This window comes from Psychromicrobium ferritrahens (assembly GCF_043789415.1).
Lineage (GTDB): Bacteria > Actinomycetota > Actinomycetes > Actinomycetales > Micrococcaceae > Renibacterium.
The window spans coordinates 1,581,362-1,605,441 of the sequence record NZ_JBDLLW010000001.1 but is presented as its reverse complement, the minus strand read 5'-3'; the positions used below and the strand labels follow the sequence as shown (position 1 = coordinate 1,605,441).

Below are 24,080 nucleotides of genomic sequence, written 5' to 3'. Positions count from 1 at the left end.
CCAGCGAGTCTACTGTGAGTCTTGCTTCTCAGGTTCCTGATGTCCGAGCGCCTGGCAGCGCGGGCAACTATAGATCACCCGACCGGCCAACTCGGCTTTCACGATCAGGGTGCCGCAGCGCAGGCAGGGTTCATGGGCGCGACCATAGACCCAGGCCCGGATCCTGCCAGGAGCTCCCGTGGTATTTCGCTGAGTTCGGCCCTTATTGGCTTCCAAGAGCCGTTTGGCCTGATCGACCAGCCGGGGTAAGTCAGGGACGTCAGCCACCGGCAGGGTGGGATGCACCCGGGCCAGGAAACACAGTTCATTACGGTAGATATTGCCGATTCCCGCGAGGTTGTGCTGATCGAGCAGAGCTAGCCCGATCGCTTGTCCGGGGTCAGAACGTAGTCGACGCTGCGCTTCGGCGGCGTCCCAATCGGGGCCGAGCAGGTCCGGTCCGAGGAAAGCCAAAGCGGCCTCGGTCTGGGCCGGGCTCAGCAGCTCGAGGATGCCCAGGGCGAAGCCAACCGCCACGGTATCGCCGGTGTGCAGCACGATCCGAGCGGTGTGCGCGGGTCTCCGCCAGGGCTCATCGGGCCGGTAGAGCTGCCAGCTGCCTTCCATTTTGAGGTGCGAGTGGATCACGACATCCTCGGCACCAGGCTTGCGACAGGTCAATAACAGGTGCTTGCCGCGGGCGGTTGAACTTTCGACGGCGTACCCGGCGAGATCCGCGGTGGCGAAAGCCGGGACTCGCACATCGCTTCGGCTCAGTATCTTTTCCTGCAAAGCCTGCTCAAGGTTTTTGGCCTGCCGCCAGACGGTGTCTCCCTCAGGCACGAATCCGCACTCCCCGAGGCGTCGAGTAGGCACCGGCAGCGGTCAGTGCTTTGGCCAAGGGGGTTTCCAGCACATCCTGGCCGTTAACCTTCTCAATCGCCAGCTTATCCACCGAACCACTGCGTACCGTGCCGATCAAGGATTCCGCCGCAGCCTTGAGGGCGGCCTGATCCGTAGTCGGCTGATAAGGGTCGGCGCCCTGACGATTTAGGCCCTCGGCGTCCGGCTTCTGAGTCCCAGAGCCGGAGCCAAAGCAGAGCACGGTTTTCCCGCCACGTTCCACATAGAGCACCAGCTCGCCATCGACCAGCACGACGAGAGCCCCTGCCTTACGCCCCGGCCGGTGACCGACATCCAAAGCTGGCCAGGGAAGTGCGGCTCCAAAGGGATTCGCCGGATCCGTCGCGGCCAGGGTGACCGTTTCGTAGCACCGTTCGGCAGCGGAAAAATCTTGTGAGAAGCCGCGTAAACGATCCACCGTGGCGGGAACCGCGAACTGTGCGGCACCCAGCTTTTCGATGAAGTAGCCTCGACGGCAGCGGCCCTGCTCCTCGAGCCGGGCCAGTACCTTGTACATCAGGGCGAAGCCCCCAGGCTGCTCCTCCGCGGCGACCGAGCCCCGGGTGACCACCCCATAACGGTCCAGCAGCAGCTCGGCCAAGCCGTGAGCTCGAATGGTGGCCTCCAGCTCGGGAACCCGCAGCGCGCTCCAGCGGCCGCTCAGCATCGTGGTAGCCGGGCTGCTCGCGGCACGACCGGTCGCCAAGCCCGCATAGCGGCCGGCGCTCTGGATGGAACGCAGCCTGGAGGGGCGCAGCCGGGGAGCCGAGGTCTTCTGCCGGTGCGCGATATGGCCGCCGCCCAGCATTGCCCGGATCGGCGCGAAGGTATCGTTGCTCACCCGGCCTGCCCAGACCAGATCCCAGAGCATCGAGGTGAGTTGAGATTCATCCAGGATGGACGCCGGGTTCTGCGGTTCGGCCAGAGCTTCGCGCAGCTGATGAATGAAATAGGCACCGCCTGAACTGAGAAGTTCCAGCAGCTTCGCGGCCGGCTCCGGGAGCTCCTGTTCAGAGGTGATCGGCAGGGTCAGAGCCGCGGAATCCGCTAAGTGCAGTGAAACCCAGCCGTCATTGCCCGGCAGTGCTCCCGCTCCGGCCCAGAGCACTTCACCCGAGGCCATTAACTCATCCAGGATCGCCGGTGAATAATCGCGAACCCGGAGCGGCAGAATCAAAGATTCCAGGGCAGAAGCCGGCACGGCCACTCCGGCCAGCTGGTCCACTACGGTGAGTACGCCGTCCGCACCGCGCAATTCGGGAGCTCTGCGACTCGAGCCGAGATGCTGCCAGCTCGGCAGGAACCGCGCGTAGGCACTACGATCGACCGGCTCGACTTCGGAGCGCAACGCTGCCAGGGAGCGTTGCCGAAGACGCCGCAGCACCTGGGCATCGCACCACTCCAGGCCGTCGCTGAAATCCTTTGCCGGCTTAGCAGCCGCGGTTTCTTGCACCGTCGAGCCTGGAACCGCCGCTATATGCTGCGCTGACTCTGCTCTGCCACCGGGGATGAATTCACCCTGCACCACCCGCCCATCGCTTACTAGTCGCTCCAGCGCCGAGAGCACGACGGCGATTCCCAGGCCTAATCTGGCCGCCACCTCCCGGGCCAGGAACGGCCCGTGGGTACGGGCGTACCGGGAGACCAGATCACCGAGCGGGTCGGCGACCGGCTCTATAAAGGCCAGCGGAATGCCCATCGGCAAGGGCGTGCCCAGGGCGTCCCGTAGCCGAGCCGCGTCCTCCACCGCGGCATAACGAGGCACCCCGGCCAGAGAGGTCCTGAAAGCGCGATTGGCCTTCACCAGGGAATCGAGCACCTCGATAACCTCAGCGATTTCCACGGCATCAGCCACCTCAGATTTTTCCGGAGCCAGTCGCAGAGCGACTTCCTCCACGCTGAGCGGGCCGAGCTGTCGGAGCAGATCCGCCACTCCCTCCAAACCTCGGGCCTTCCGCTCAGCGGCGGTTCTCTGCAACTCGGCTTCGGTGCGCTCGATCACGGCGGGGTCTAGCAGTTCGCGCAGTTCTGCCCGGCCGAGCAGCTCATTCAGCAGCACCGGATCGAGGGAAAGCGCGGCGGCCCGGCGCTCAGCCAGCGGCGAATCCCCTTCATAGAGGAAACTCGCCACATAGCCGAAGAGCAAGGAGCGTGAGAAAGGTGAGGGCTGGGCCGTGGTGGTCTCCACCATACGGAGCTCCCGACGCTCGATGGCCTGTGCCAGATTCTTCAGAGCGGGCAGGTCATAGACGTCTTGCAGGCATTCCCGGACGGTTTCCAGAATGATGGGGAAGCTGGGGTATTTGCGGGCGACGTCGAGCAACTGCGCCGAGCGCTGGCGCTGTTGCCAGAGCGGCGAACGTTTGGCCGGGTTCTGCCGGGGAAGCAGCAGCGCACGGGCAGCGCACTCCCGGAATCGTGAGGCAAAAAGTGCGGACCCCCCGACCTGCTCGGTGACGATTGATTCGAGTTCTTCCGGGTCGAAGCTGAACAACTCGGCACCGGGTGGCTCATCATCCATCAGCGGGACCCGAAGCACAATGCCGTCATCGGAGGCCATTGCGGAGCCATCCAGGCCATAACGTTCCTGGAGTCGTGCGCCTACCGCCAAAGCCCAGGGTGCGTGCACCGGCATCCCGAACGGGCTGTGCAGCACGATGCGCCAATCCCCCAGTTCATCGTGGAACCGCTCGATCAGCAGAGTGCGGTCATCCGGCACCACGCCGGTGGCCTGACGCTGTTCGCTCAGATAGCCCAGCAGGTTCTTGGCCGCGAATTCATCCAGTCCGGTCGCGGTGCAGCGGGCCAGCGCCTTTTCCACTGAGGCGGCTGAGATCTCACGGATGAAGCTGCCGATCGCCCGGCCCAGTTCCACCGGTCGGCCCAAGGAGTCGCCCTTCCAGAAGGGGAGTTTCCCCGGCTGGCCGAAGGCCGGGGAGACCAGCACCCGGTCGTGAGTGATGTCCTCGATGCGCCAGCTTGTGGCTCCCAGGGCAAAGACGTCCCCCACCCTGGATTCGTAGACCATCTCCTCGTCCAGTTCACCGACCCGGCGACTGCCCTTCGCGCCGTCATTGTCGGTTTCGGAGCCCACCAGATACACCCCGAAAAGCCCGCGATCCGGAATGGTCCCGCCCGAGGTGACCGCGAGCCGCTGCGCACCGGGCCGGCCAGTGATGGTGCCGGCATTCCGATCCCAGATGATGCGCGGACGCAATTCGGCGAATTCATCGGAGGGGTAGCGGCCTGCCAGCAGATCGAGGGTGGCGTCGAAGGCGGAGCGGGGCAGCGCATTGAAAGGTGCGCTGCGTCGCACGGTATCGAACCATTCCTCGACGTCAATGCTGCCTAGCGCGCTTGCGGCAACGGTTTGCTGGGCCAGGATGTCCAGCGGATTGGCTGGGATGAAGAGCGGCTCGATCTTTCCGGCCAGCATACGTTCTACGGTGACCGTAGAGTGCAGCAGATCGGCGCGGTGCTTGGGGAACAAGACGCCTTGCGAAACCTCACCCACCTGATGGCCGGCCCGGCCCACTCGCTGTAAGCCGCTGGCCACCGAGGGCGGTGATTCCACCTGGATGACCAGGTCCACCAAGCCCATATCAATCCCCAATTCGAGGCTGGAGGTGGCCACCACGCAGCGCAACCGTCCGGATTTCAGATCGTCTTCGATCAGGGCGCGTTGCTCCTTGGAGACCGATCCGTGATGAGCTTTTGCCAGCACGGATTCAACTCCCGCGGTGCTGCCGGCTTGCGCCATGATCTCCGCTGGCGGCGCCTGGACCGGCCGGGCTGCTGATTCCTCTGACTCTTCTGGCTCCGCCTGGCGCTCCAGGTAGATTTCATTGAGCCGTCCGGTGAGCCGCTCAGCCAGCCTCCGGGAATTCGAGAACACGATGGTGGAGCGGTTTTGCAGCACCAGATCAACGATCTGCTCTTCGACGTGCGGCCAGATCGAGGCGTTGGGCTGCAAGCCTGAGGCTGGGCCGAGGTCGTGCGCGGCCGCCGCTGAAGCTAGATCCGACATGTCCTCCACTGGCACAGTAACGGTGAGATCCCACGTCTTGCTGGCCGCGGGGGCGACAATCTGGCAGGGCGCACTGCCCGCCAGGAACCTGGCCACCGTGCTGAGCGGCTCGACGGTGGCGGAGAGCCCGATGCGCTGTGCGGGCCGATTCAGCAAGGCATCGAGGCGCTCCAGGGAAAGTGCCAGGTGTGCGCCGCGTTTCGTGCCGGCCACCGCGTGCACCTCATCGATGATCACGGTCTTCACCGAACGCAGGGTTTCTTGGGCCTGTGAGGTCAGCATCAGAAAGAGCGATTCGGGAGTGGTGATCAGGATATCCGGCGGATGACTCAGCAGCCTGCGCCGATCTGCCGCCGGGGTGTCCCCGCTGCGCACGCCCACGCTGACCTCTGGAACCTCCAGGCCGAGCCGCTTGGCGGTCTGGGTCAGCCCTATCAGCGGGGAGCGCAGATTGCGTTCGACGTCGACGCCCAGAGCTTTGAGTGGCGAGATATACAGCACCTTGCTGCCTTTTCCGGCTTCCGAAGCTGGGTTTTCCGGCAGGGCCTTCGCCGCGGAATCCAGTTTCACGAAGGAATCGAGCGCCCACAGGAAGGCAGCCAGGGTCTTACCCGAGCCGGTAGGGGCCACCACGAGGGCATTGGACCCCCGGGAAATGGCCTGCCAGGCACCGACTTGAACCGGGGTCGGCTGATCGAAAGCACCCATGAACCACTCACGCGTGGGCGCACTGAACCGGCCCAGCACCTGATCAGCCTGAGATTCCGAGCCGGTGGGGCGAAAGCCGGTGGAGCCGTCGTCGGAGATACCGCTCATAACTCCATCATTGCGCACCGTACCGACAAGCGTGGCATCATCTCGGGCAGCCGGGTCGGGCTCTCAGCGAGGGCAACGGCCGACGTCATACCCGTTTCGAACCGGGCAGCCGGCCGCTTGCAGGGCAGCGGAACTTCAAGCCGCGGGCTGCCGCTGCGCCATGAGCTGGTCTGCAGGGTTCCCTGACGCTGCCCGACCTGCTGGCCCGAGAGGTGCTCACGCCCAGCTCACGCCTAAAGCCCAGCCCAAAGCCGAGTCTCTGGCCGGCACGCTCTCGTTAGCAGGGTCTTCCGGGCTAGCTCTTCTGGAAGGCGCCGATATGCAGTAGCACCAGATTCTGCTGGGTGCAGGCATTGATCGGATTGAGCGGATTAGCGATGTACAGCGCATCCGTTGCACTGGGCGGATAGACCCTGAAGCCGTCTGTTGGCGAGAGCGTGCACGCTGCACCGTAGTTCTCGGCCCGGCTGTATTGCAGCTGGGCAAAGGCTGAGTCGCCGACAGCCAGCAGTATCGCTCCCTTTGAGGGGCGATCAGGGTCGCGTCCGGCTGCTGCACCGAGCTGGGTGCCGTTGCCCTGGCCCACCAGGGACACTCCGGGGTAGCCGTCAATGCTACAGGGCTGACTGCTCTTGTTCTTCACTGCGAGCTTGAGATAGATATTGCCCGCCCCGCTGCCCTCCGATGCGATGGAACCGCTCAGCATCGCTGCGCTGCACAGCGGTGCCGCGGCTGAGCTGGGGGGCGTGGAACTGGGAGCAGCGGTGGTCGACGTCGGACTGGTGGGGCTCGACGAACTTTCCGAAGCGGTGCTTGAACTGCTAGCGCTCGGGCTCGGCGAAGGCTGGTCGGGGTTTGAGGGGGTACAAGCGACCAAGACCATACCGCCGAGCAGGAGAGCGCTCGCGGTGGTCAGGAGGCGTTGACGGGGGAAAGAGCTAGTTGGACGCAGCATAGCTTCACCCTCGTCTTAACTGACGGCGGAGTCAATCAGCCAAGCGGAGGAATCGAGGATTGAGCTCCAAATCTCGCCACTGCTCAGGCGCTCGCGTACGGCCTGCCGGGTTTGGGGGTGCCGGGTTTGGGATGCCGGGTTCGTTGCTGTGCGGGAGGCCGGACTTCAGCGTCCCGCACAGCAACGAACCAGCTGATCTCAGGAGCGAGTTTTCCGGACTAGGAACAGCGCCACGCCGCTCAGTACTAAGGCCAGAAGGCCAGCACCGAGACCGATCCAGCCGGGCAGCGGGGAGCTCTGCTGATCCGCTGCCGGAGTGTGCGCGGCTGCCGTCTCCCCATGCTCCCCCGAGGACGCCGCGGTGAGCGTGATCGACGGTGCGGGGTCTTGGACGGCGTCGTGGTCCTGGCCTGCTTTCACCAGGTTGGACCAGTTGGTCTGGCCTTTGACGCAGCTCTGCAGCACCGGGAAGTTGAGCTGTGAACCGACTCCCTCGGGTAGCTTGAGGGAGAGCACCAGGGCATCGCGAAGCTCGGCCGAAAGCGGGACCTTCGCGGTGTAGATCACTTGGCTGGTGCGTTCCGAGATCTTGCTGCCGTTCTCCAGGGTCTTGGGCTGGGCGAGCTTCTCGGTCAGCTTACTGACGGTCCAATTTGGATTCACCGTGGGGGTGGCGTCATTGATGTTCTCCGGCAAGGAGATGGCGATCTTGGTGGTCGCTGAGCCATCGCAGCCGTGCGGAATGCTGAAGCTCAGCAGGGAGTACGAGTTCTCAGCGGTGCTCGAGGCATCCACCGTGACGTGAGCGGAGGCTGTGCTGATTCCCAGTCCCATCAGACCGATGGTGCCGAGGGCGATCAGAGTGGTTTTGCGCAGCAGTTTTTTGGGCGCGGTTGAATTCATTGTAGGTTCTTGGCTTTCGTTGAGGTGCGGCACTCTCAGGTGACGCAGGGGTGTCATGAATGAGTGGACAACCCGAATGATGGCGGTCCGCGTAACCGCAGTGCAGTCAAGAATTGCTGAGGTTCTGCCCGAACTGTTCTTTGAGGCGCGATCAGCTTGCCGGTGAGGATGGGAAGCAGCGCCGGGCTGGGAGGGCTCAGAAGCGGGCGGAGCCAGTCCGCCAGAGCGCAGAGTGCGGCTTCCCCGCGGGCCACCAGTAAGGCGGTCAGCACGGTGGCCACGGCGTGTGCTGAGAGCATCCCGAGACCGTCGTTCATTCCGCTGGAAACCATGTTGTGCGTGGCTTCCCCAGCGATCGGTTGCTGCATCAGCTGCATGCCGTGATGCTGCATACCCGATAGTGGAAAAGGCATCGGCGACGCCGAGAACCACTCGAAGCCTTGGTGCAGGGCGAACTGACTGCCGATCAGCAGGCTGAGGACGGCGGTCGTGCCGAGCCTCCAGCGTGAGACCAGCATGCACAGTAGAAGAGTGAAACTAGCCATCGCGGCGAATAGCAGCGGGTCCGGGAGTCTGCCGCCGGCGGCCGTATGCGCACCAGCGGCGAGGGAAAGGGTGCTGGCTGCCAGCACCGAACTGCGCAACAGCCGGAAGGGTGCAACCGCGCGCATCGGCACCCCTTTCCTGGCGACTTTCATCTCAACTTTACCGGATCGGGTGCGTTCTGAAAGGGGCGCGCTGAGCGAGCGGGCTATTCGTGACGACGGGTCGGACTTTTGCAAGCCCGGCAAAATCTACGGTATGGTTTACTGCTGTCAAGGCCTGTAATCAAGTTGTTATTTCAGGTAACAATTCTTGAATGGCGTTACAACTTCATCGCTTGCGCGAAAAAATACTGCTTTCTTTGGGGGATAAGCATGCAAAAAGATCTAGTCATCCAGGGTGCTCAAAAGAGGCCCTTTTCTTTGATCGGCTTCATCGCAGCCGTACTCCTGACGTTCCTCAGCTTGGGGGCGTTCGCCATGCCCGCGCAGGCTGCTGAGATCCCGGGCGCAATCAGCCAAGTCACGGTGGATCCCAAGGATCCCGGCCAATACGATCCGATGACGGTCGGAGTGAACTGGGCAGTGCCGGATGGAGCCAAGCCTGGGGATACCTTCTCTTTGCAACTGCCGCCCGAGCTGGTAGCCCTGACTCATAGCTTTGAGCTGAAGGATTCCAGCGGTCAGGTGATAGCAACCGCTCAGGTAGTGAACGGTGTTGTGGTTTTCACTCTCACTGACTATGTGAAGACCCATAAGAACGTCCAAGGTGTGGCGAACTTCAAAACCCAGTTCAGCAAGAAGGTCACTCCCGAGCAGCCGATCGCCTTGGACTTCGGCCCGGCCGGTAAAGTCACCGTGACTCCGAGCGGCGATTCCCCGCGTGATCGCAATCAGCCGATTAAATACGGTTACTGGGTTGATCGGAGTGGAAACTACTCGGCTGCTCCGACGAATCGGATCCGCTGGGTGATCGAGTCTCCTCGTGGTGCCTTCAATAACGCACTGTTCGAAGACCAGTTGGGGGCTGGGCAGCGCAATGACTGCAGCTCTCTGGTCGGCGGGGTCTCCACCGGCTTCGATGCCAACGGTGAAGTGAGCGGCTGGGCCGGAGTGCCCGCCGGAGGTTTGACGGTGAATTCCTGCACCGCTAACGCCTTCTCGGTGAACATCGCTTCGATTCCCCAGGACAAGATCGTCTCGCTGAGCTATATCGCTGAAATCACCGATCCGGCTCAGAGCTCCTTCACGAATGCGGCCGATGTCACGGTAGACGGCGAGAAGTTGCACACCGAGGCCGAACTGGTCGGTTATCAGGCCGGAGGCAATGGCAAGGGTGAGCTGACCGATCCGGTGACTCCCCCCACTCCGGTCAAGCCCACACCGGCCAAACCGGTGGTCGAGCCCAGCCCGGTGGTCCCGACCTCTCCGGCTGTCGTGAAGCCCGCGGGCGGCAGCACGCCGACGCCCGCCGCTGAAGGTGAACTGGCAAACACCGGTCCGGCTGATGCGCTGCCTTTGCTGGGTGTCGCGTCCCTGGCGATTTTGGCAGGCGCCGGCGCACTGCTGCTCTCCCGACGCCGGGCCCACTAGAAGTTCGACAGTTGCCTGGAGCGTCATCCGCAAGGGATGGCGCTCCAGGTGCTTAAGCCCTCAACTGCTTAGCTCAGAGTCTCAGCTTTGTTGCGGCCGGGCCATTCGGAGTTCGGGGAGGGATTCCCACTCGGGTGGCAGAACGGCGGTTCGCCCATCGGGTTGAAATCCGTGCTTCTGGTAGAAGGCCGTGGCCCGCGGGTTGCCTTCGAGAACCCATAGATAGGCCTCAGCATGACCAATAGCGGTTTCGAGAAGGGCTTTGCCCAGGCCGCTGCCGTAGGTGGCGGCCAGGGTATAGATCGAGTAAAGCTCCAGCGCCCCTGCTTTGTCTTCGTCCCGGCCTGGCCCGGCATCGGCTAGACCGACGATCTGATCTTCGGCGTCCAGGGCGATAATTCTGGGGTCAGCACTGTCCAGGTAGGTCCTGCGCCTTTCGATTCTTTCGCGGAGGCTCTCTCTCCTGCCAGCGAAGAAAGCCGCTGAGAGCAGCTGCCCGTAACACTCTTCATGGGCCAGGGTATGCATTCGGACGAGCTCCTCGGCGTCGTCCGGCGTCGCTTGCCTCAGTCGGTACTGCATATTGAAAGCATAATCGTAGGGTTTCCCGGGTTTCCCGGGTTTCCCCGTTGCCCGCGGACGACGTCGTCCGAGCTCAGTCAGTGGGTGGGCTGAAGTGCTTTCCAGCCCACCCACTGACCCTGGTGCTCAGCTTGAGAACCGCAAGGGACTCAGCCTGGGTAGACCCGCCAACCCTCGATATTGGTCGGAGCATTGAAGGCCAGGTCCTTGACCCCGTTCGTGTAGCAGACCGTATAGGGCTGATGGTAGAAGCCGTTGACCCAGTAGCCACTGGTCACAACCCGCTTGAGCTCGGTTCCTCGCGCGGTGACATCGTAGGCTTCCACGCCATAGTCTCCGCGGATCGAGGAGTGCGCGGGCACCGGCGAAGTGATCGAGACGCCGATCTGGGTGGTCCGGCTGTTGGTGATGGTGGCGCTCACCGAGGCATTGAGGAACTTCAGCACACTGACCGACATCGAAGCGGTGACCGAGATGGTGTAAGTCTTCGACAGTGAAGAGGTGAAAGTGGTGCTGATCGGAGCGTCGGTGTCGTTCTTTGCCACTCGGGTATCGCTGACATTGAAGGTCGGAGTGGCGTTGTAGAGGTCGTATTTATAGGAGGTATAGGTGGTGGTCGAGGGGCCGTTGAATTGCCAGCCGCTGGTGCCAGGAACGTAGGAGGTCAGTTCTTCGGTTGAGCTGTCGATGGAGTTGCAGTTCACGGCATCTGCTTGTGCCGGAGCGGCGCTGCCCAGCGCAATTGATCCGAGGACCAAGGGGATGACCATCAGGTGGATTCTCTTCTTCATGTTTTCCTTCGTAGGTGAACGCTGTCGCGAGTCGTGCGGCCCCCGCCGTCAAAAGTTGATCAGTTGATCAACTTTTACCCTACTCTGCGGTCACTGCACAAGGCAGGGCTGGAATCCGGCCTCGGATTAACGGGAATCAAGTGCTTCGGCAGCGGTCTATCGAAGGTTCCGAGGCGGTGTTAGCGCTCCAGCCAGGCGCTCATCGGCGATGGATCATCGAGCAGAATTCCGAGGTGGCTGCTCTGCTCCGAGATTTCCAGGCTGATCAGCTGATTGGAAGCGGAGTCCACCGCAGAGACGATCAGCTCGTTCGGCAACAGCTCATCACTCCCCGCGAGTATCAGCAGGGTCGGCACCGTGAGACGGGCGAGCTGCTCCACGGGTTTTGACGGCGTCAGGGCATTCGCCATCGCCACGCTGTAGCGAGCTACATAGCCGCGGCCGATGAGCTCCTGGGGGTAGCGCAGTGTGACCGCATCGATGTTCTTGCAGAGCCGCCCGCCGCTCATCGCATTGAGGACGAAAGGCCAGAGCCGGATCGTCGCGAAAGGATCCGCGTCCTTCCGCTGCTTTCGGCCCGGCAGGAAGGGGCCGAGTTCAGGGGCGAGCATGATCAGCGAGGCCACCTCGCGGGCTGTGTTCCGATGAGTCATCGCGTTCAGCACCATCCCCGCACCGCTGGAATGCCCCAGCAGGTGGATCCGAGCAGCGGGGAACCGCTTTCGCGTGGCTTCGATCACGCTGTCCACATCCGACCAGATCGTTGTGGTAGCCGGCGTCTTGCCTCGCTCGCCGAGCGACCGGCCGTGACCACGGATATCGACCAGAGCAACGGCGATCGAGCCTCGGGCGGCCAGCCGGCGTCCCAGCTCGGTATAGCCGCCGTCGATCATTGCACCACCACCGTGATAGATGATCACGACGTCCTGCACCTCGGGCGAGCTGGAAATCCACTGCACCTGGATTCCAGCCACCGATGCCTCGCTGAGTTCTCGGGCTGAAGGGGCGGGAATATCGGCGAGTCTGGCTTCGTAGGTCGAGAAATCAATCACTGATCAAGAATATGGCACGTCCAGACCCTCAGATTCGGGCCTTCGGCTGGTTGAGGTTTTCAGTGCGGTGCTGGGTTATGAGGCGCCGGGTTCTTAGTTGCCCGGTGCTCGCGCAGCTTTCGGTTGATACTGCCGCACGACCAGCTTTGCGCCATTAACTGATCTTTAGTGTTCCTCTACTAATCTTGGGTTATGGGTTTTATCAATTTTTTTGGAAAACCGCCGGTGCTGATCTGTCTCGGGGTGCTGTGCTTCGTCAGCGCAGGTATCCAGTTCTTTGTGAAAGAGCCGAGTGTCTGGGGTATAGCATTCGCGGGAATCGTGGGTCTATCGCTCTTTTTCAGTGCGACTGCGCTTCATTTCCAGAGAGCTCGGATCGCAGCGGGAATCGAGCGGCAGCGACTCAAGCAATAAAGGGCTGATACCGGGATCCCGGCGATCGGCTTCTTGATCAAGAGCTCTTCGGTCACCCAGCAATATGCTTTCCAGCTCGTTCAGGAAGGATCACCGTCCCGGTCTCCCTGGATGCGCCCGGTGGAGGGTGGGAGGTCGATCCGGTTCCAGACGTTGAGCTGAGCGGGAGAAATATCCACTGTCCAGCCCGCTAGATGCAGAAAACCCCTGGCCCGCTTACGCGTACCAGGGGTTTTCTCATCGCGGTGACGGTGGGATTTGAACCCACGTTAGGCTCTCACCTAAACAACATTTCGAGTGTTGCACCTTCGGCCGCTCGGACACGTCACCAACCTGAATACTCTACTTCACCGGCGTGCTCTGGCCCAAAACCTGGCTTCGCACCCTGTGCTGTGAACCCATCTCCGTGAAATCTCGTGCCGTGATGACCAGCTCAAAGCGACCCTGGGTGTCACAGCATTTCGCCGGAGCGCTGAGCGGCGAAGAAGTCCTTGAGCAATTGACCGCATTCCGCTTCACGCACCCCTGGAAACACCTCGACCCAGTGATTGAGTCGGCGCTCGCGCAACACCTCGAAAACCGAACCGGAAGCGCCGGCCTTCTCATCCCAGGCCCCGAAGACCACTCGTGGCAGCCTGGCCAGCACGATCGCCCCGGCGCACATCGCACACGGTTCAAGGGTGACCACCAAGGTGCAGTTATCCAGTCGCCAGCTGCCCAGTGCCCAGGCTGCCGCTCGGATGGCGAGCACCTCGGCGTGCGCCGTCGGATCCTGATCGGCTTCCCGCCGGTTGCGGCCTACCCCGATGACATGGCCGGCGCCGTCCAGAACCACTGCGCCAATCGGCACATCGGAGGTCGCCAGGGCTGCCCTGGCCTCGGAGAGGGCCAGGCCCATCCAGGAATCGAAAGCAGCACCGACAGTCACCACTCAATGGTAGCTTTTAGCTATGCGTGTACTGGTCGTTGATCACCCCCTGGTTGCCCATAAACTCACCGTCTTGCGGGATAAGAACACTCCCTCGCCGGTTTTCCGCCTGCTCACCGAGGAATTGGTGACCCTATTGGCCTATGAGGCCACTCGCGACGTCCGGGTTGAAGACGTGAACATCGAGACGCCAGTCACTTCGACCGTGGGCACGGGCTTGGTCAAGCCGACCCCGCTCGTGGTGCCGATTCTGCGCGCCGGCCTCGGCATGCTCGAGGGGATGACCCGGCTACTGCCCACCGCAGAGGTCGGATTCCTCGGTATGGCGCGCAATGAGGAGACTCTTGAGGCGATCACCTATGCCGAACGGCTGCCCGACGACCTCACCGGGCGTCAGGTCTACGTGCTGGATCCGATGCTCGCCACCGGCGGGACTCTGAAAGAAGCCATTAAGTTCCTCTTCGACCGCGGCGCGATGGACATCACCTGCATCTGCCTGCTCGGTGCACCGGAAGGCATCGAGGCCCTCCGCGAGCAGCACGAAGGCGCGAATGTCACCATCGTGCTGGCCTCGGTCGACGAAGGCCTCAATGAAAAGTCTTATATCGTTCCCGGCCTGGGTGATGCGGGTGACCGGCTCTACGGCGTCGTCGGCTGAACCGCTGCCCCCGCACGAATCGAAGGACGCCGGGAACGCCGAGATCTCCACTCTGGCGGCTCCCGGACACGCCCTGCGCTACGGCGGCGCTGAGGACGTCGAAGCCTGCGTCGCACTCTGGCGGGAAGCGATTCTGCGTCGAGACGGAGCCACCGCGGACCCGGCTGGCCTGGAGCTGCAGATCGACCGGCTGCGGGAGAACTTCAGGCTCCCCGGTGGCATTCTGCTGTTAGCCGAGGACTCGGCTGGTCAGAGCGGGTTTGCGCTGCTGATCCCGCAAGCCGATGGCCCCAGTGGCTATCTCTCGCTGCTCGCCGTCGCACCCCGGGCACAAGGCCGGGGGATCGCTCAAAGCCTGCTGTCCAGCTTCACGCAGGCCCGGCGCGCGGCCGGAGATCGTTGGCTCGTGCTGAGGGTTTTGGAGGATAACCGGGCCGCCCAGCAACTCTACCGAAAGCTGGGCTGGTTTCCCTTCGGACCGCTTGAGCCGCACGAAGTCACCGGGAAGCCCTTCCAGTGGTACAAACTTTTGCTTAGCTGAGCGCCCTCCTTCAAAGGACTGAGGGTTGTATATCGGGAGGCGCAGTCGAGAGGGCGTGGGCTAGGCTCTAGGAATGGACCAATTTCAGCCCCCGAGCAACCCTCAGTTGCCCCCACAGCAACCCAATCCGCAGCAACCCAATCCGCAGCAGCCGGGTCAGGCTCCGCAGTACGGCCAGAATCAACCGCCGCAGTTCGGCCAGCCACCAGCGCCGCAGTTCGGCCAAAATCAACCGCCGCAGTACGGTCAGAACCAGCCATCTCAGTACCCGCAGGCCCAGTACGGCCAAGCGCCCTATGGGCAGCAGTTCCAGGCCTACCCGAGCGGCCCCATGGGGTACTCTCAGCTTCCTCCGGTGGAGAAGCCTGCGACCTTGAAGAACGCCGTGATTCTGATGTTCGTCGGAGCAGCGCTGGCTCTTTTAGGCGGCATCTTCTCGCTGTTCCAGATCGATCGAGTGCTCGATTTAGCGCTCTCCCAGGCCAATACTTCTGAACTCAGCGGGAGCAGCTACGAGTCTGCGAAGTCGATAGCTCAAGCGGCTGCTTATGGTACCGCGATCTTCAGCTTGGTGATCAGTACAGCACTGTGGATCTGGATGGCGCTGGTGAACAACGCAGGCAAGTCCTGGGCGCGCGTCGTCGCCACGGTTTTTGCCGGTATCGGAATCATCGGCGGGATCTATTCGCTGATTTCCGGTCTGGTGAGCAAGATGATGTTCTGGGATAACCTGATCTTCGGCATTCTGACGCTGCTGGTCTCGATTGCGGCTTTGGTGCTGATCTGGCTCAAGCCCTCGACCGAGTACTACAAATTCAAGAGCCAGAAGGTTCTCTACTGAAGCTCAGTACCACCCGGTGGCCTGGGAATGTCCCCAGGCGCCGCAGGGTGAACCGTAGCGTTCTTTGATGTAACCCAGTCCCCAGCTGATCTGGGTTTTGTAATTGGTGCGGTAATCGGCGCCCGTGCTCGCCATCTTCTCCGCGGGCAGCGACTGTGCAATGCCATAGGCCAGGCTCGAGGGGTTTTCCGCTGTGGTCTGCCAGCTGGATTCTTTGGTCCACAGTGGCAGTAGGCAACTCATCTGGTCCTGCCCCCAGCCGAAGCCAGCCAGTTTAGCGGCCGCGAAGGTCTGGGCTGCTTGTGGGTCATTGATCTTTTTGATGTCGGCTGCCGTCGCGTCAGCATCGGGCGTGCCGGATGCGAGCTTTGAGCTTGCACTCACCCGGCTGAAAACCACCTCGGCGTCGGAAGCGGCGGAAACGGTCTGCGTGTGTGAATTCTGGGCCGCCGGCACCGGAGCGGAGATGCTCGTGCTCTGCTGAGAGGCACTGACGCCCGCTACCAGAACGCCTGCTACCGCGACTGCTGCGACCTGCTGAACCGGGAGCTTCGGAGTGGCGTCCCAGAGCAGGCTGAGATTGGACTTCTCAGCTGCGCGACGCCGTCCGGCGGCTTTGCCTCGGCGGGATCTCGGGGACCCCTCTTGGGGTGCTGCCACATGGCGTGCACGATGAGTGCGTGACTGATGGGCGCGTTGAGCCACTGGCTTGCCTCTCTTTTGCCTGCGAGGTGAGCTGTCGGATTCGGCTGAGAAAGCCGGCCCTGCGCTGCAGGGCTTCACCCCAAGGCCATCTGAAGATGACCGAAAGTGGTTCCCCCGTCTCTGCCAGAATTGCTGTTATCCGTCCGGAGTGGCAGAGCTCGGCGTCTCTCCGAAAAGGTGCGCGGCTTATGCTGCGCACCTCTCAACGATACCTGAGCCACCTGGATAAGTCACATTTAGGTAACGGAGTGCAGAATCTCTAATTTACTTAGCAAAGGTAATGACTTATGCTAAGTATTGTGAATTCAGCTCAAAAGTCGCCTTCTCTCGCGGTGCAGCTTCGAATGGCCGTGATGCGCACTTCACGGCGGCTGCGCGCCGAAGCGACCAGCGAGAGCGTCACCCCGGGGCAGTTCACCGTGCTGGCGATCTTGAGCGACGGTCGGCAAACTCTCCGGCAGCTCGCTGATCGGGAACATGTGCAGGCGCCCTCAATGACCCGGATGATCAATGCCCTGGAGAGCGGCGGTTTGGTCACCAGACAGTCGGATCCCAGCGACGGCCGCCAGATCCTGGTCGAACTGACTGACGCAGGCCGGGAGGTGCTTCGGGATACCCGGCAGCGCCGTACCGAATGGCTTGAGCGGCGACTGGCCGGGCTGAGTGCCGAGGAACGCAAAGTGCTGCGTGAAGCAGCCGCGATACTGCAGAAAATGAGCGCGAAATAATTGTTTAGTGCACTGAAGGTCTTCAACTACCGGCTCTGGGTCTCCGGGGCACTGGTCTCCAATATTGGCACTTGGATGCAAAGAGTGGCCCAGGACTGGCTAGTTCTGACCATTCTGACGAACCAATCGGGAACCGCGGTGGGGATCGTGACCGGTCTGCAATTCCTTCCCATCTTGCTGCTCGGCCCTTGGGCGGGACTGCTGGGAGACCGTTATTCCAAACGCAAGATCCTCCTGATCACGCAATCCTGCATGGGCTTCTGTGCTTTGATCCTGGGGCTCTTGGTGGTCACCAACACCGTTCAACTCTGGCATGTCTACCTGCTCGCACTGCTGCTCGGCGTGGGAAGCGCCATTGACGCCCCCTCGAGGCAGGCCTTCGTCTCCGAGGTGGTCGAATCGGATGACGTGCCCAACGCGGTGGCGCTCAATGCGACCTCATTCAATTTGGCCAGGTTGGCCGGGCCGGGACTCGCCGGGCTGCTGATCGCTTGGATCGGAACCGGGCCGGCGTTCTTGATCAACGCGGCGAGCTTTGCCGCCGTGATCATTTCCCTTGCCAAGATGCGGGTGACGGAACTGCACCCCGCCGCCCGCACGCCGCGGGGGAAGGGGCAGATCCGGGAGGGACTGCACTATATCCGGCAGCGCCCCGATCTGATGATGATCATGGTGCTGGTGAGCCTGGTGGCAACCCTGACCATGAATTTCCAGATCACCAATGCCATGATGGCCACCTCGGTCTTCGGCCTCGGGCCGGGAGAGTACGGGCTGCTCGGCACCGTGATGGCGGTCGGCACGCTCTCCGCCGCGTTGCTGGCGGCGCGTCGCCAGGGCGTGCGGATGGCCTATGTGGTGGGCGGCGCCCTCGCCACTGGAGTGTTCACCATACTGGCGTCGTTCGCCCCGAATTACTGGGTCTTTGCGATCGCCCTGGTTCCAATCGGCCTTTCCTCGATGACCTTCCTGAATGTCTGTAACACCACCATTCAGCTGACCACCGATCCGGCGATGCGCGGTCGGGTGCTAGCTGTCTATATGGCGGTGATGCAGGGCGGTACGCCGATTGGCGCCCCGCTGGTCGGCTGGATCGGCACGCTCTTCGGCCCGCGCTGGTCACTCATCGTTGGCGGGCTGGCCGCTCTGCTGGCCGGAGCGATAGCGCTCTCCGTGCTCAATAAGCGCAATCACACCACGCTGCGCAGCCAGGTCGGTTCGCTATTGCCCCATCGCGTCAAGGCCTGATTTCCGCAGCGACGGTGCGGTCGCTGGTTCAGTGGCCGCGGGGAAGATCGACCATGAACTCAGTGTCTCCAGGTTCGGATTTCAAAGTGATCTTCCCGCCGTGAGCCTGCACGATGGCGTGCACGATGGAAAGTCCCAGTCCGGTGGTTCCATCGTGGCCGGAGCGAGCCACATCGACCCGGGAGAAGCGATCAAAGATATCGGACTGGAAGTCCTTCGGAATGCCTGGACCGTTGTCTCGTACACCGAGCCGCAGCATTCCCCCCTCCACATTGCGCAAGCTGGTGGTCACCACAGTGCCGGCATCGGTGTGCTTGGCGGCATTGGACAGCAAGTTGAGCAGCACCTGACGGATCGCCCCGGCGTCGGCCTTGATGATGAAGGGGTCGCTGGGCAGGTCAAGCTGCCAGCGATGATCGCCGAGGGCGACCTTCATATCGTTCACGGTCTCCAGCACCAGCTGAGTCATCTCGGTATCGGCCAGCTCGAGCGGTTTGCCTTCATCGAGCCGGGCCAGGGTGAGCAGATCTTCCACCATGGCACCCATCCGCTTGGACTGCGACTCCACCCGGGAGAGCGATTTTTCTCCCGATTGGCTCAGGTTCTCGGTCATCCGGAGCATCTCGGTATAGCCACGGATCGCGGTCAACGGGGTGCGCAATTCGTGGCTGGCATCGGCGACGAATTGCCGGACTTTGGTCTCGCTGCGCTGCCTGGCCTGCAGCGCCTGGGAGACATTGTCCAGCATCCTGTTCAGAGCCAGGCCCACCGCGCCCACTTCAGTATTGGGGTTCGCCGCGGAGGTGGGGACTCGCTCCGCGAGGTTGACTTCACCCTCGTCGAGCGGTAGCTGGGAGACTTTGGTGGCCACTGCCGAAAGCTGATTGAGCGGCGTCATCGCCCGTCGGATGATCACGGTGCCCACCATGCCCATGGCGATCAACCCCGAGGCCGAAACCAGAATGATGGTGGAAATTAAGGTAGCTAAGGTGTCATTGAGGTCGTTAAGCGGCAGCCCAGTGATCAGGGAAGTGCCGTTCGACAACGGAATTGAGACCAGCCTGTAGTCGCCTTCATCGAAATGCGCATCGTAGAACCGGCCATCCGAAGGGATTGAGGTGATCGTCTTTTTGTCTTTTGCACTGAACGGCTGGAGACCATCAGGCTGACCGGTCCGTGAATCAGAGACAAATCCGCCAGTGGCCTCCGCATTCTGCGGGACAGTGGCGATGAGTGTACCGATAGCGATGCCGCGCACTGTGGCATATGACTGACCATTGAGATTTGTTTGCACCGAAAAGGTCGTGGAGGTTCTGTAGGAGCTGTCCACTAAATCACTGTTGAGCCGATTATTCAGCACAAAACTCATCGAGGCGTAACAGACCAGCCCGACGATAAAACAGATCGCGGTGAGTAGCGCCAGCGTCGCCATCACCATTTTGGAGCGCAGGCTCCAATCGGAAAGTTTCAGCCAGGCCGGTGGATGAAAGCGCTTAGTCAGGCTGTCCCACGACGCAGTTGACGTTCCAACAGGCGCCGCCTTGCTCACTGCTCAGCCGGTTTGAGAATATAGCCTGCTCCGCGCACGGTGTGGATCATGGCGGGGTGATTGGCTTCGATTTTCTTACGCAGATAGGAGATGTAGAGCTCGACGATATTGACCTGCCCGCCAAAGTCATAGTTCCAGACCCGGTCAAGGATCTGCGTTTTGCTGATCACGCGTTTCGGGTTCTCCATCAGGTAGCGCAGCAGCTCGAATTCGGTGGCGGTCAGAGTGATTTCTTCCGACCCTCGCATCACCTGCCGAGTGTCATGGTTGAGCACCAGATCTCCCACCCGGATCTCGGCGGAATCAACTGAGGTCACCCCCGCGCGCTGCACGATGCGGTGCAGTCGGAGCAGCACCTCTTCCATGCTGAAGGGTTTGGTCACATAGTCGTCGCCACCAGCGGTGAGGCCGGCCACGCGATCCTGCACGGCGTCCTTGGCGGTCAGGAACAAAGCGGGGATCTCAGGCGCGAAATTCCGGATCTTGCCGAGTAGCTCGACGCCGTCAAAACCGGGCAGCATGATGTCGAGCACCAAGACATCGGGCCGGTACTCGCGGGCGATCTTCACCGCGGTGGCACCGTCATGGGCTATCTGCGTCTCCCACCCAGCCATCTGCAATCCCATCGACATCAGTTCAGCGAGGCTCGGCTCATCGTCGACCACCAGGGCGCGAATCGGTGAACCATCCGGATGACTGAGTTTCGGCAGGTTCTCGGTGAAGTTTCTTGTAGTAGCCATAATCTAACTTTCTGACAATCCAATATATTTAAGCTTGAAGCTAGCTGGATATTGACTGTGGAAGCTGTGAATTTAAATTTTCACTCTGCTCACAGCCAGTGAGTTGCGTTCACAGCCAGCGATTTTTCCGCTGTCAGTTCAATCACAGCGCTCAGCGATTCACTAGAGGTCAACAAGTGATGGAAGGACCTCAGATGGAACAGCAAGCTCAACAGCACAACGAAAATCGGCCTCAGGGCGTGCCCGAAGCGGCCTCCGGCCTCGGCGGTCCGCCGAACGCCGCCCCAGGACCGGCCTCGGCCACCCCGGGAGCTCCAGAGCAGCGCACAAAAGCACCCCGGAGGCAGTGGCCACTGCGGACCGTCATCATTACCGGGGCGGTGGCCTTCGTGGTGGCCGGAGGTGGCGGAGTGGCCACCGGCTGGGCGATCGGCTCGGTGGCGCATGACCGACCGGCACTGCACCATCGGCCAGCTGGCCAGCAACCCTTCCATGCGCCGGGCGACCAGCAGGGAAAATCGCCGGGGGAGAACTCAGGAAGGCCCACCGGCCCAGCCAATAACCCCTGAGTTAACCTCTCGTCCGTTTCGAGGCCATTCACCTCCGGCACGGCACAGCGCTCGTGGCGCTGTGCCGTGCCTCTCCCGCTGATCTTCTCCCGCTGATCCTCTCCTGCACCTCCTCTCCGGTACCTCCGCGCCGCTTAGCTCGAGCTTTGACGGCGTCCCGGGCCTTCGGCTGAGCTCGACAGACTGAGGTCGATTGGTCAAAGTGTGAGAAGTGGATTTTTGACACATTCAGGAATCTAGCCGAATAAAATTCGCCACAAAGCCAAATTTATGGATTAAGAACCGTAACAATCCGCGGATACTGCGTCATTTAAGAATTAAGTTCGCTTCAATACCTCTTTGTGATCTCTGTCACAATTCTACGATTTGTCTCAAAATGCGGACATTTAGGGGCATTGTTACTTGCAAGTTGTGATTGTTACGTTGCACACTGCATATGTGAAGATCCACTCAAGCGCATCTGCAGCCGCAGCTATTCGATCCGACGCTTTGCTCGGTCGCGACATGTGCTGTTGTCGAATGCAGGCCTAACTCCCCATCCCAAGAGTTTCAGGCGTCGACCACACAAGGTCAGCCCAATGGCGGGCAAAATCTCGCGGTAAAACTTCAGCGAGATCAGGCATTCGAGTCATTCCCGTGACGGAATGGCAATTCACAACGAGGTCATCATGTCAATCGCACCCGGTTATGTTCATATTTCAGTCCGCAATGCCAATAAGGTGTCCCGCACCGGGATCCCCGGCTTCCCGCAGAATGCGGTGAATCAGCCAGCGGCAACTCGCCCCGAGATTCAGCGGCCCAATCAGCTCCGCGCAGTACCGCCTCGCCCAGCCGCGCCGATGACCGCTCCCAGCACCCTGGTCGCTGGTACCGGCTCCTCGGTTCGCGGCGTCGGTCAGGACAACGTCGCCCACGGTTTCGTGCTCTACGTGGGAATCGACGAGGAGACTGCGGCGGCCAATGGCACTTCGCTCGCCAAGCTGGCTCAGGATATTCGCGCCTACGCTCAGTCCCTGGTGCCCCAGGCGCAGAGCTATGCCGCGGTGGCCATCGCGGCAGCAGACGCTCCAGGGTCTTCTCTCGACGTCGTTCGCTCCACTTTCGGGGACCCGACGGTTGCCTCCCGGCAGCGCCCGGAGCCTCGGGTCAACAACACCCAGGAAAGCCGTCCTGCGGGCGTGCTCATTGACTTGGCTCGCCGGGAGGTCCACCTCGACGGAGATACCTTGAATCTCACGTTCAAGGAGTTCGAGCTGCTCAACTACCTGGTAGAAAACGGCACCCGGACGGTGCGGCGGGAAGAGCTTCTCGATGGGCTCTGGAGCAACGCCGAAGAAGTCCCCAATGAGCGCACCATCGATGTGCACATTCGTCGACTGCGTTCCAAGCTGGGCCGGCTGGCTAATACCGTGCGCACCGTGCGCGGCGAAGGCTATCGCTTCTATGAGCATCCTGAGGTCGTTGTCTGGGCTGCTCCGGAGTACTCGATCTGATCCGCCGGCTAAGGCTTGGATCGGCTTCCCCCTAGACTGTTGGGGTGACTGAGCATCATCTGAAACGACTGACCCTGATGCGTCATGCCAAATCGGATTATCCGATGGGTGTCTCTGATCATGAACGCCCCTTGGCTGCTCGGGGTCATCGTGAGGCGGCGCTCGCCGGTCAATGGCTGGCAGCGCACGGCGCTCCGGATTTCATCCTCTGCTCCTCCGCCTTGCGTGCCAGGCAGAGCTGCACTTGGGTGTGTAAGGAGCTGGCTGAACAGGCGCCCACGCCCAAGTTGGAAGACGATTTGTACGACGGCGGCCCGGTGCGGATGCTGGCGCTGATCAATCACCTACCCGAGACCGTCACGTCGCTTCTGGTGGTGTCACATCTGCCGACAGTGCAGGATCTCGGCCTGCGGTTGGCATCCAGGGACTCCGATCCGGAGGCCTATATGCAGCTTGCGGAGCGCTACCCGACGTCCTCCCTCGCGGTCTTCGAAACGGGTTCAAGCTGGGCGGAACTCGATGGCCAAGACGCCAGCTTGAGTTATTTCGTGGTGCCTCGCTGAAATTTCAGCTTTGCTGGTTCAGGGTTCTCTGGCGAGTTCCTGCAAAGCCTCGACCAGATAGTTGATCGCCGGGCTGGCGCTCAGGCTGCGACGATAGACGATCTTCACCTCCCGCTGCTGGAGCGGCGCCAGCAGTTCGAGGGCCACCACGTCGGACGGCAGCTCGGGGCGACCCAGCCGCGGCACCAGGGCGACTCCGACGCCGAGCTCCACCAGCCCGATATGGGTGCTGAAATCCGGATCGAAAAGCCTGATCTTGGGGAGTACGCCGGCCTCGGCGAACATTCTCATCAACGCCTCGTGGCAGATCATCCCGGCCGGCGTCGCCATCCACCAATCGTCCAGCAAATCACTGATCGAGACGCTTTGCCGGTTCGCCAGAGGGTGCTCTCGGTGCACCAGGACGTCTGCCCGATCATTGCAGAGTTCCCGCACGACGAGTTGCTCGGGGATCGGTAGCGGCACCGAGCTCCAGTTGTGAACCAGCGCTAAATCGGCTTCCCCATTGGCCACGCGTTCCACCGCTTCCCTGGGGTCCTCGCCGATGACATGAAGCTGGATCTGAGAGCCCGCCTGCTCGAGCTTCCTGATCAGCGGCCCCACGAGGCCCCGGCAGGAGGTGGAAAAGGCGCTGATCCGCACCGGCCCGCTGGGCTTATTGGGATCGGCCATCAGTGTGACTTCAAGCTGCTCAAGCTCTTCCAGCACTTTGCGCCCTTGCGCGGACATGCTGAGTCCTCGCTCGGTCAGCAGCACGCCACGACCATGCCGTTCAAGCAGCGCTCCGCCGGCTTGCTTCTCCAGTTTCTTGATCTGCTGTGAGATCGCGGAAGGGCTGTAACCCAGAGCTTCTGCGGCGCCGATCACTGAACCGTGGTGTGAGACGGCGACCAGGGCCCGGACGGCCATCACATCAATCATGAAGTAAATCTACATGAATATACTTCAGAACGTTTGCTTTTA

The 24,080-nt window shown here is 61.7% G+C and carries 23 protein-coding genes, 1 tRNA gene and 1 riboswitch; of the genes, 10 read left to right on the top strand and 14 right to left on the bottom strand.

Annotated features, from left to right (window positions below; genetic code table 11):
• Nucleotides 1-9 precede the first annotated feature (9 nt).
• From ABDK06_RS07380 to ABDK06_RS07370, 3 genes are all read right to left on the bottom strand, one after another.
• A complete protein-coding gene (locus ABDK06_RS07380) occupies nt 10-822 on the bottom strand; it encodes an Fpg/Nei family DNA glycosylase (protein ID WP_394940314.1) in 813 nt (270 codons plus the stop codon).
• Nucleotides 815-5,725: an ATP-dependent helicase gene (locus ABDK06_RS07375; RefSeq protein ID WP_394940313.1), complete on the bottom strand. Its 4,911-nt coding sequence runs from the start codon at nt 5,723-5,725 to the stop codon at nt 815-817. The genes ABDK06_RS07380 and ABDK06_RS07375 overlap by 8 nt, the downstream gene beginning before the upstream one ends.
• A 295-nt stretch (nt 5,726-6,020) precedes the next feature.
• Nucleotides 6,021-6,431, bottom strand: coding sequence for a DUF4232 domain-containing protein (locus ABDK06_RS07370; RefSeq protein WP_394940312.1), 411 nt, complete (start codon nt 6,429-6,431; stop codon nt 6,021-6,023).
• Here ABDK06_RS07370 and ABDK06_RS07365 point away from each other — a divergent pair.
• Nucleotides 6,388-6,651: a hypothetical protein gene (locus ABDK06_RS07365; RefSeq protein WP_394940834.1), complete on the top strand. Its 264-nt coding sequence runs from the start codon at nt 6,388-6,390 to the stop codon at nt 6,649-6,651. The two genes, ABDK06_RS07370 and ABDK06_RS07365, sit on opposite strands and share 44 nt — an antisense overlap.
• A 227-nt stretch (nt 6,652-6,878) precedes the next feature.
• Here ABDK06_RS07365 and ABDK06_RS07360 read toward each other — a convergent pair whose 3' ends face one another.
• Both ABDK06_RS07360 and ABDK06_RS07355 read right to left on the bottom strand, forming a co-directional pair.
• The gene (locus ABDK06_RS07360; RefSeq protein WP_394940311.1) at nt 6,879-7,583 is read right to left on the bottom strand and encodes a YcnI family copper-binding membrane protein; all 705 of its coding nucleotides are present in this window, start codon (nt 7,581-7,583) and stop codon (nt 6,879-6,881) included.
• A gap of 53 nt (nt 7,584-7,636) precedes the next feature.
• Nucleotides 7,637-8,254 carry a hypothetical protein gene (locus ABDK06_RS07355; protein WP_394940310.1) on the bottom strand — a complete coding sequence of 206 codons (618 nt, stop codon included), beginning with the start codon at nt 8,252-8,254 and terminating at the stop codon, nt 7,637-7,639.
• 246 nt (nt 8,255-8,500) lie between these two features.
• Here ABDK06_RS07355 and ABDK06_RS07350 point away from each other — a divergent pair, with 246 nt between their 5' ends.
• Nucleotides 8,501-9,718, top strand: coding sequence for an Ig-like domain-containing protein (locus tag ABDK06_RS07350; protein ID WP_394940309.1), 1,218 nt, complete (start codon nt 8,501-8,503; stop codon nt 9,716-9,718).
• Between the two features lie 81 nt (nt 9,719-9,799).
• On the opposite strand, the gene ABDK06_RS07345 is transcribed toward ABDK06_RS07350, so the two are convergent.
• The 5 genes from ABDK06_RS07345 to ABDK06_RS07325 all read right to left on the bottom strand — a co-directional run bounded on the left by ABDK06_RS07345 (nt 9,800) and on the right by ABDK06_RS07325 (nt 13,455).
• On the bottom strand, nt 9,800-10,300 hold the full coding sequence (locus ABDK06_RS07345) for a GNAT family N-acetyltransferase (protein ID WP_394940308.1): 501 nt from the start codon (nt 10,298-10,300) through the stop codon (nt 9,800-9,802).
• A 149-nt stretch (nt 10,301-10,449) separates the two neighbouring features.
• Nucleotides 10,450-11,091, bottom strand: a complete 642-nt coding sequence (locus ABDK06_RS07340) for a hypothetical protein (protein WP_394940307.1) — start codon at nt 11,089-11,091, stop codon at nt 10,450-10,452.
• A gap of 179 nt (nt 11,092-11,270) precedes the next feature.
• Entirely contained in the window at nt 11,271-12,143 is an 873-nt protein-coding gene (locus tag ABDK06_RS07335; RefSeq protein ID WP_394940306.1) for an alpha/beta fold hydrolase, read from the bottom strand.
• Between the two features lie 657 nt (nt 12,144-12,800).
• Nucleotides 12,801-12,887 (bottom strand) — tRNA-Ser (locus tag ABDK06_RS07330).
• Between the two features lie 121 nt (nt 12,888-13,008).
• Nucleotides 13,009-13,455, bottom strand: a complete 447-nt coding sequence (locus ABDK06_RS07325) for a nucleoside deaminase (protein WP_394940818.1) — start codon at nt 13,453-13,455, stop codon at nt 13,009-13,011.
• Between the two features lie 52 nt (nt 13,456-13,507).
• Here ABDK06_RS07325 and upp point away from each other — a divergent pair, with 52 nt between their 5' ends.
• The 3 genes from upp to ABDK06_RS07310 all read left to right on the top strand — a co-directional run bounded on the left by upp (nt 13,508) and on the right by ABDK06_RS07310 (nt 15,525).
• Complete coding sequence (upp, locus tag ABDK06_RS07320; protein ID WP_394940305.1) at nt 13,508-14,143, top strand: uracil phosphoribosyltransferase; 636 nt, start codon at nt 13,508-13,510, stop codon at nt 14,141-14,143.
• Nucleotides 14,115-14,684 (top strand): GNAT family N-acetyltransferase, encoded by a 570-nt coding sequence (locus tag ABDK06_RS07315; protein ID WP_394940304.1) that lies wholly within the window; start codon nt 14,115-14,117, stop codon nt 14,682-14,684. Before upp ends, ABDK06_RS07315 begins: the two co-directional genes overlap by 29 nt.
• A gap of 73 nt (nt 14,685-14,757) precedes the next feature.
• Entirely contained in the window at nt 14,758-15,525 is a 768-nt protein-coding gene (locus tag ABDK06_RS07310; RefSeq protein ID WP_394940303.1) for a hypothetical protein, read from the top strand.
• 3 nt (nt 15,526-15,528) lie between these two features.
• On the opposite strand, the gene ABDK06_RS07305 is transcribed toward ABDK06_RS07310, so the two are convergent.
• Nucleotides 15,529-16,185, bottom strand: coding sequence for an aggregation-promoting factor C-terminal-like domain-containing protein (locus ABDK06_RS07305; protein WP_394940302.1), 657 nt, complete (start codon nt 16,183-16,185; stop codon nt 15,529-15,531).
• Between the two features lie 48 nt (nt 16,186-16,233).
• A riboswitch (cyclic di-AMP (ydaO/yuaA leader) is annotated at nt 16,234-16,374 on the bottom strand.
• Nucleotides 16,375-16,529: 155 nt separating this feature from the next.
• Here ABDK06_RS07305 and ABDK06_RS07300 point away from each other — a divergent pair.
• Together ABDK06_RS07300 and ABDK06_RS07295 are read left to right on the top strand one after the other, a co-directional pair.
• Nucleotides 16,530-16,958 carry a MarR family winged helix-turn-helix transcriptional regulator gene (locus ABDK06_RS07300; RefSeq protein WP_394940301.1) on the top strand — a complete coding sequence of 143 codons (429 nt, stop codon included), beginning with the start codon at nt 16,530-16,532 and terminating at the stop codon, nt 16,956-16,958.
• The gene (locus tag ABDK06_RS07295; RefSeq protein ID WP_394940300.1) at nt 16,959-18,203 is read left to right on the top strand and encodes an MFS transporter; all 1,245 of its coding nucleotides are present in this window, start codon (nt 16,959-16,961) and stop codon (nt 18,201-18,203) included.
• A 28-nt stretch (nt 18,204-18,231) separates the two neighbouring features.
• On the opposite strand, the gene ABDK06_RS07290 is transcribed toward ABDK06_RS07295, so the two are convergent.
• Both ABDK06_RS07290 and ABDK06_RS07285 read right to left on the bottom strand, forming a co-directional pair.
• Entirely contained in the window at nt 18,232-19,635 is a 1,404-nt protein-coding gene (locus tag ABDK06_RS07290) for a sensor histidine kinase (protein WP_394940299.1), read from the bottom strand.
• A 113-nt stretch (nt 19,636-19,748) separates the two neighbouring features.
• Nucleotides 19,749-20,492, bottom strand: coding sequence for a response regulator transcription factor (locus tag ABDK06_RS07285; protein WP_394940298.1), 744 nt, complete (start codon nt 20,490-20,492; stop codon nt 19,749-19,751).
• 194 nt (nt 20,493-20,686) lie between these two features.
• Between ABDK06_RS07285 and ABDK06_RS07280 the strand changes: the two genes are divergently transcribed.
• From ABDK06_RS07280 to ABDK06_RS07270, 3 genes are all read left to right on the top strand, one after another.
• A complete protein-coding gene (locus ABDK06_RS07280; RefSeq protein ID WP_394940297.1) occupies nt 20,687-21,061 on the top strand; it encodes a hypothetical protein in 375 nt (124 codons plus the stop codon).
• 668 nt (nt 21,062-21,729) lie between these two features.
• Nucleotides 21,730-22,554, top strand: coding sequence for a winged helix-turn-helix domain-containing protein (locus tag ABDK06_RS07275; protein WP_394940296.1), 825 nt, complete (start codon nt 21,730-21,732; stop codon nt 22,552-22,554).
• Between the two features lie 44 nt (nt 22,555-22,598).
• Nucleotides 22,599-23,117: a SixA phosphatase family protein gene (locus tag ABDK06_RS07270; protein WP_394940295.1), complete on the top strand. Its 519-nt coding sequence runs from the start codon at nt 22,599-22,601 to the stop codon at nt 23,115-23,117.
• An 18-nt stretch (nt 23,118-23,135) separates the two neighbouring features.
• On the opposite strand, the gene ABDK06_RS07265 is transcribed toward ABDK06_RS07270, so the two are convergent.
• Nucleotides 23,136-24,038 carry a LysR family transcriptional regulator gene (locus ABDK06_RS07265; protein ID WP_394940294.1) on the bottom strand — a complete coding sequence of 301 codons (903 nt, stop codon included), beginning with the start codon at nt 24,036-24,038 and terminating at the stop codon, nt 23,136-23,138.
• Nucleotides 24,039-24,080 lie beyond the last annotated feature (42 nt).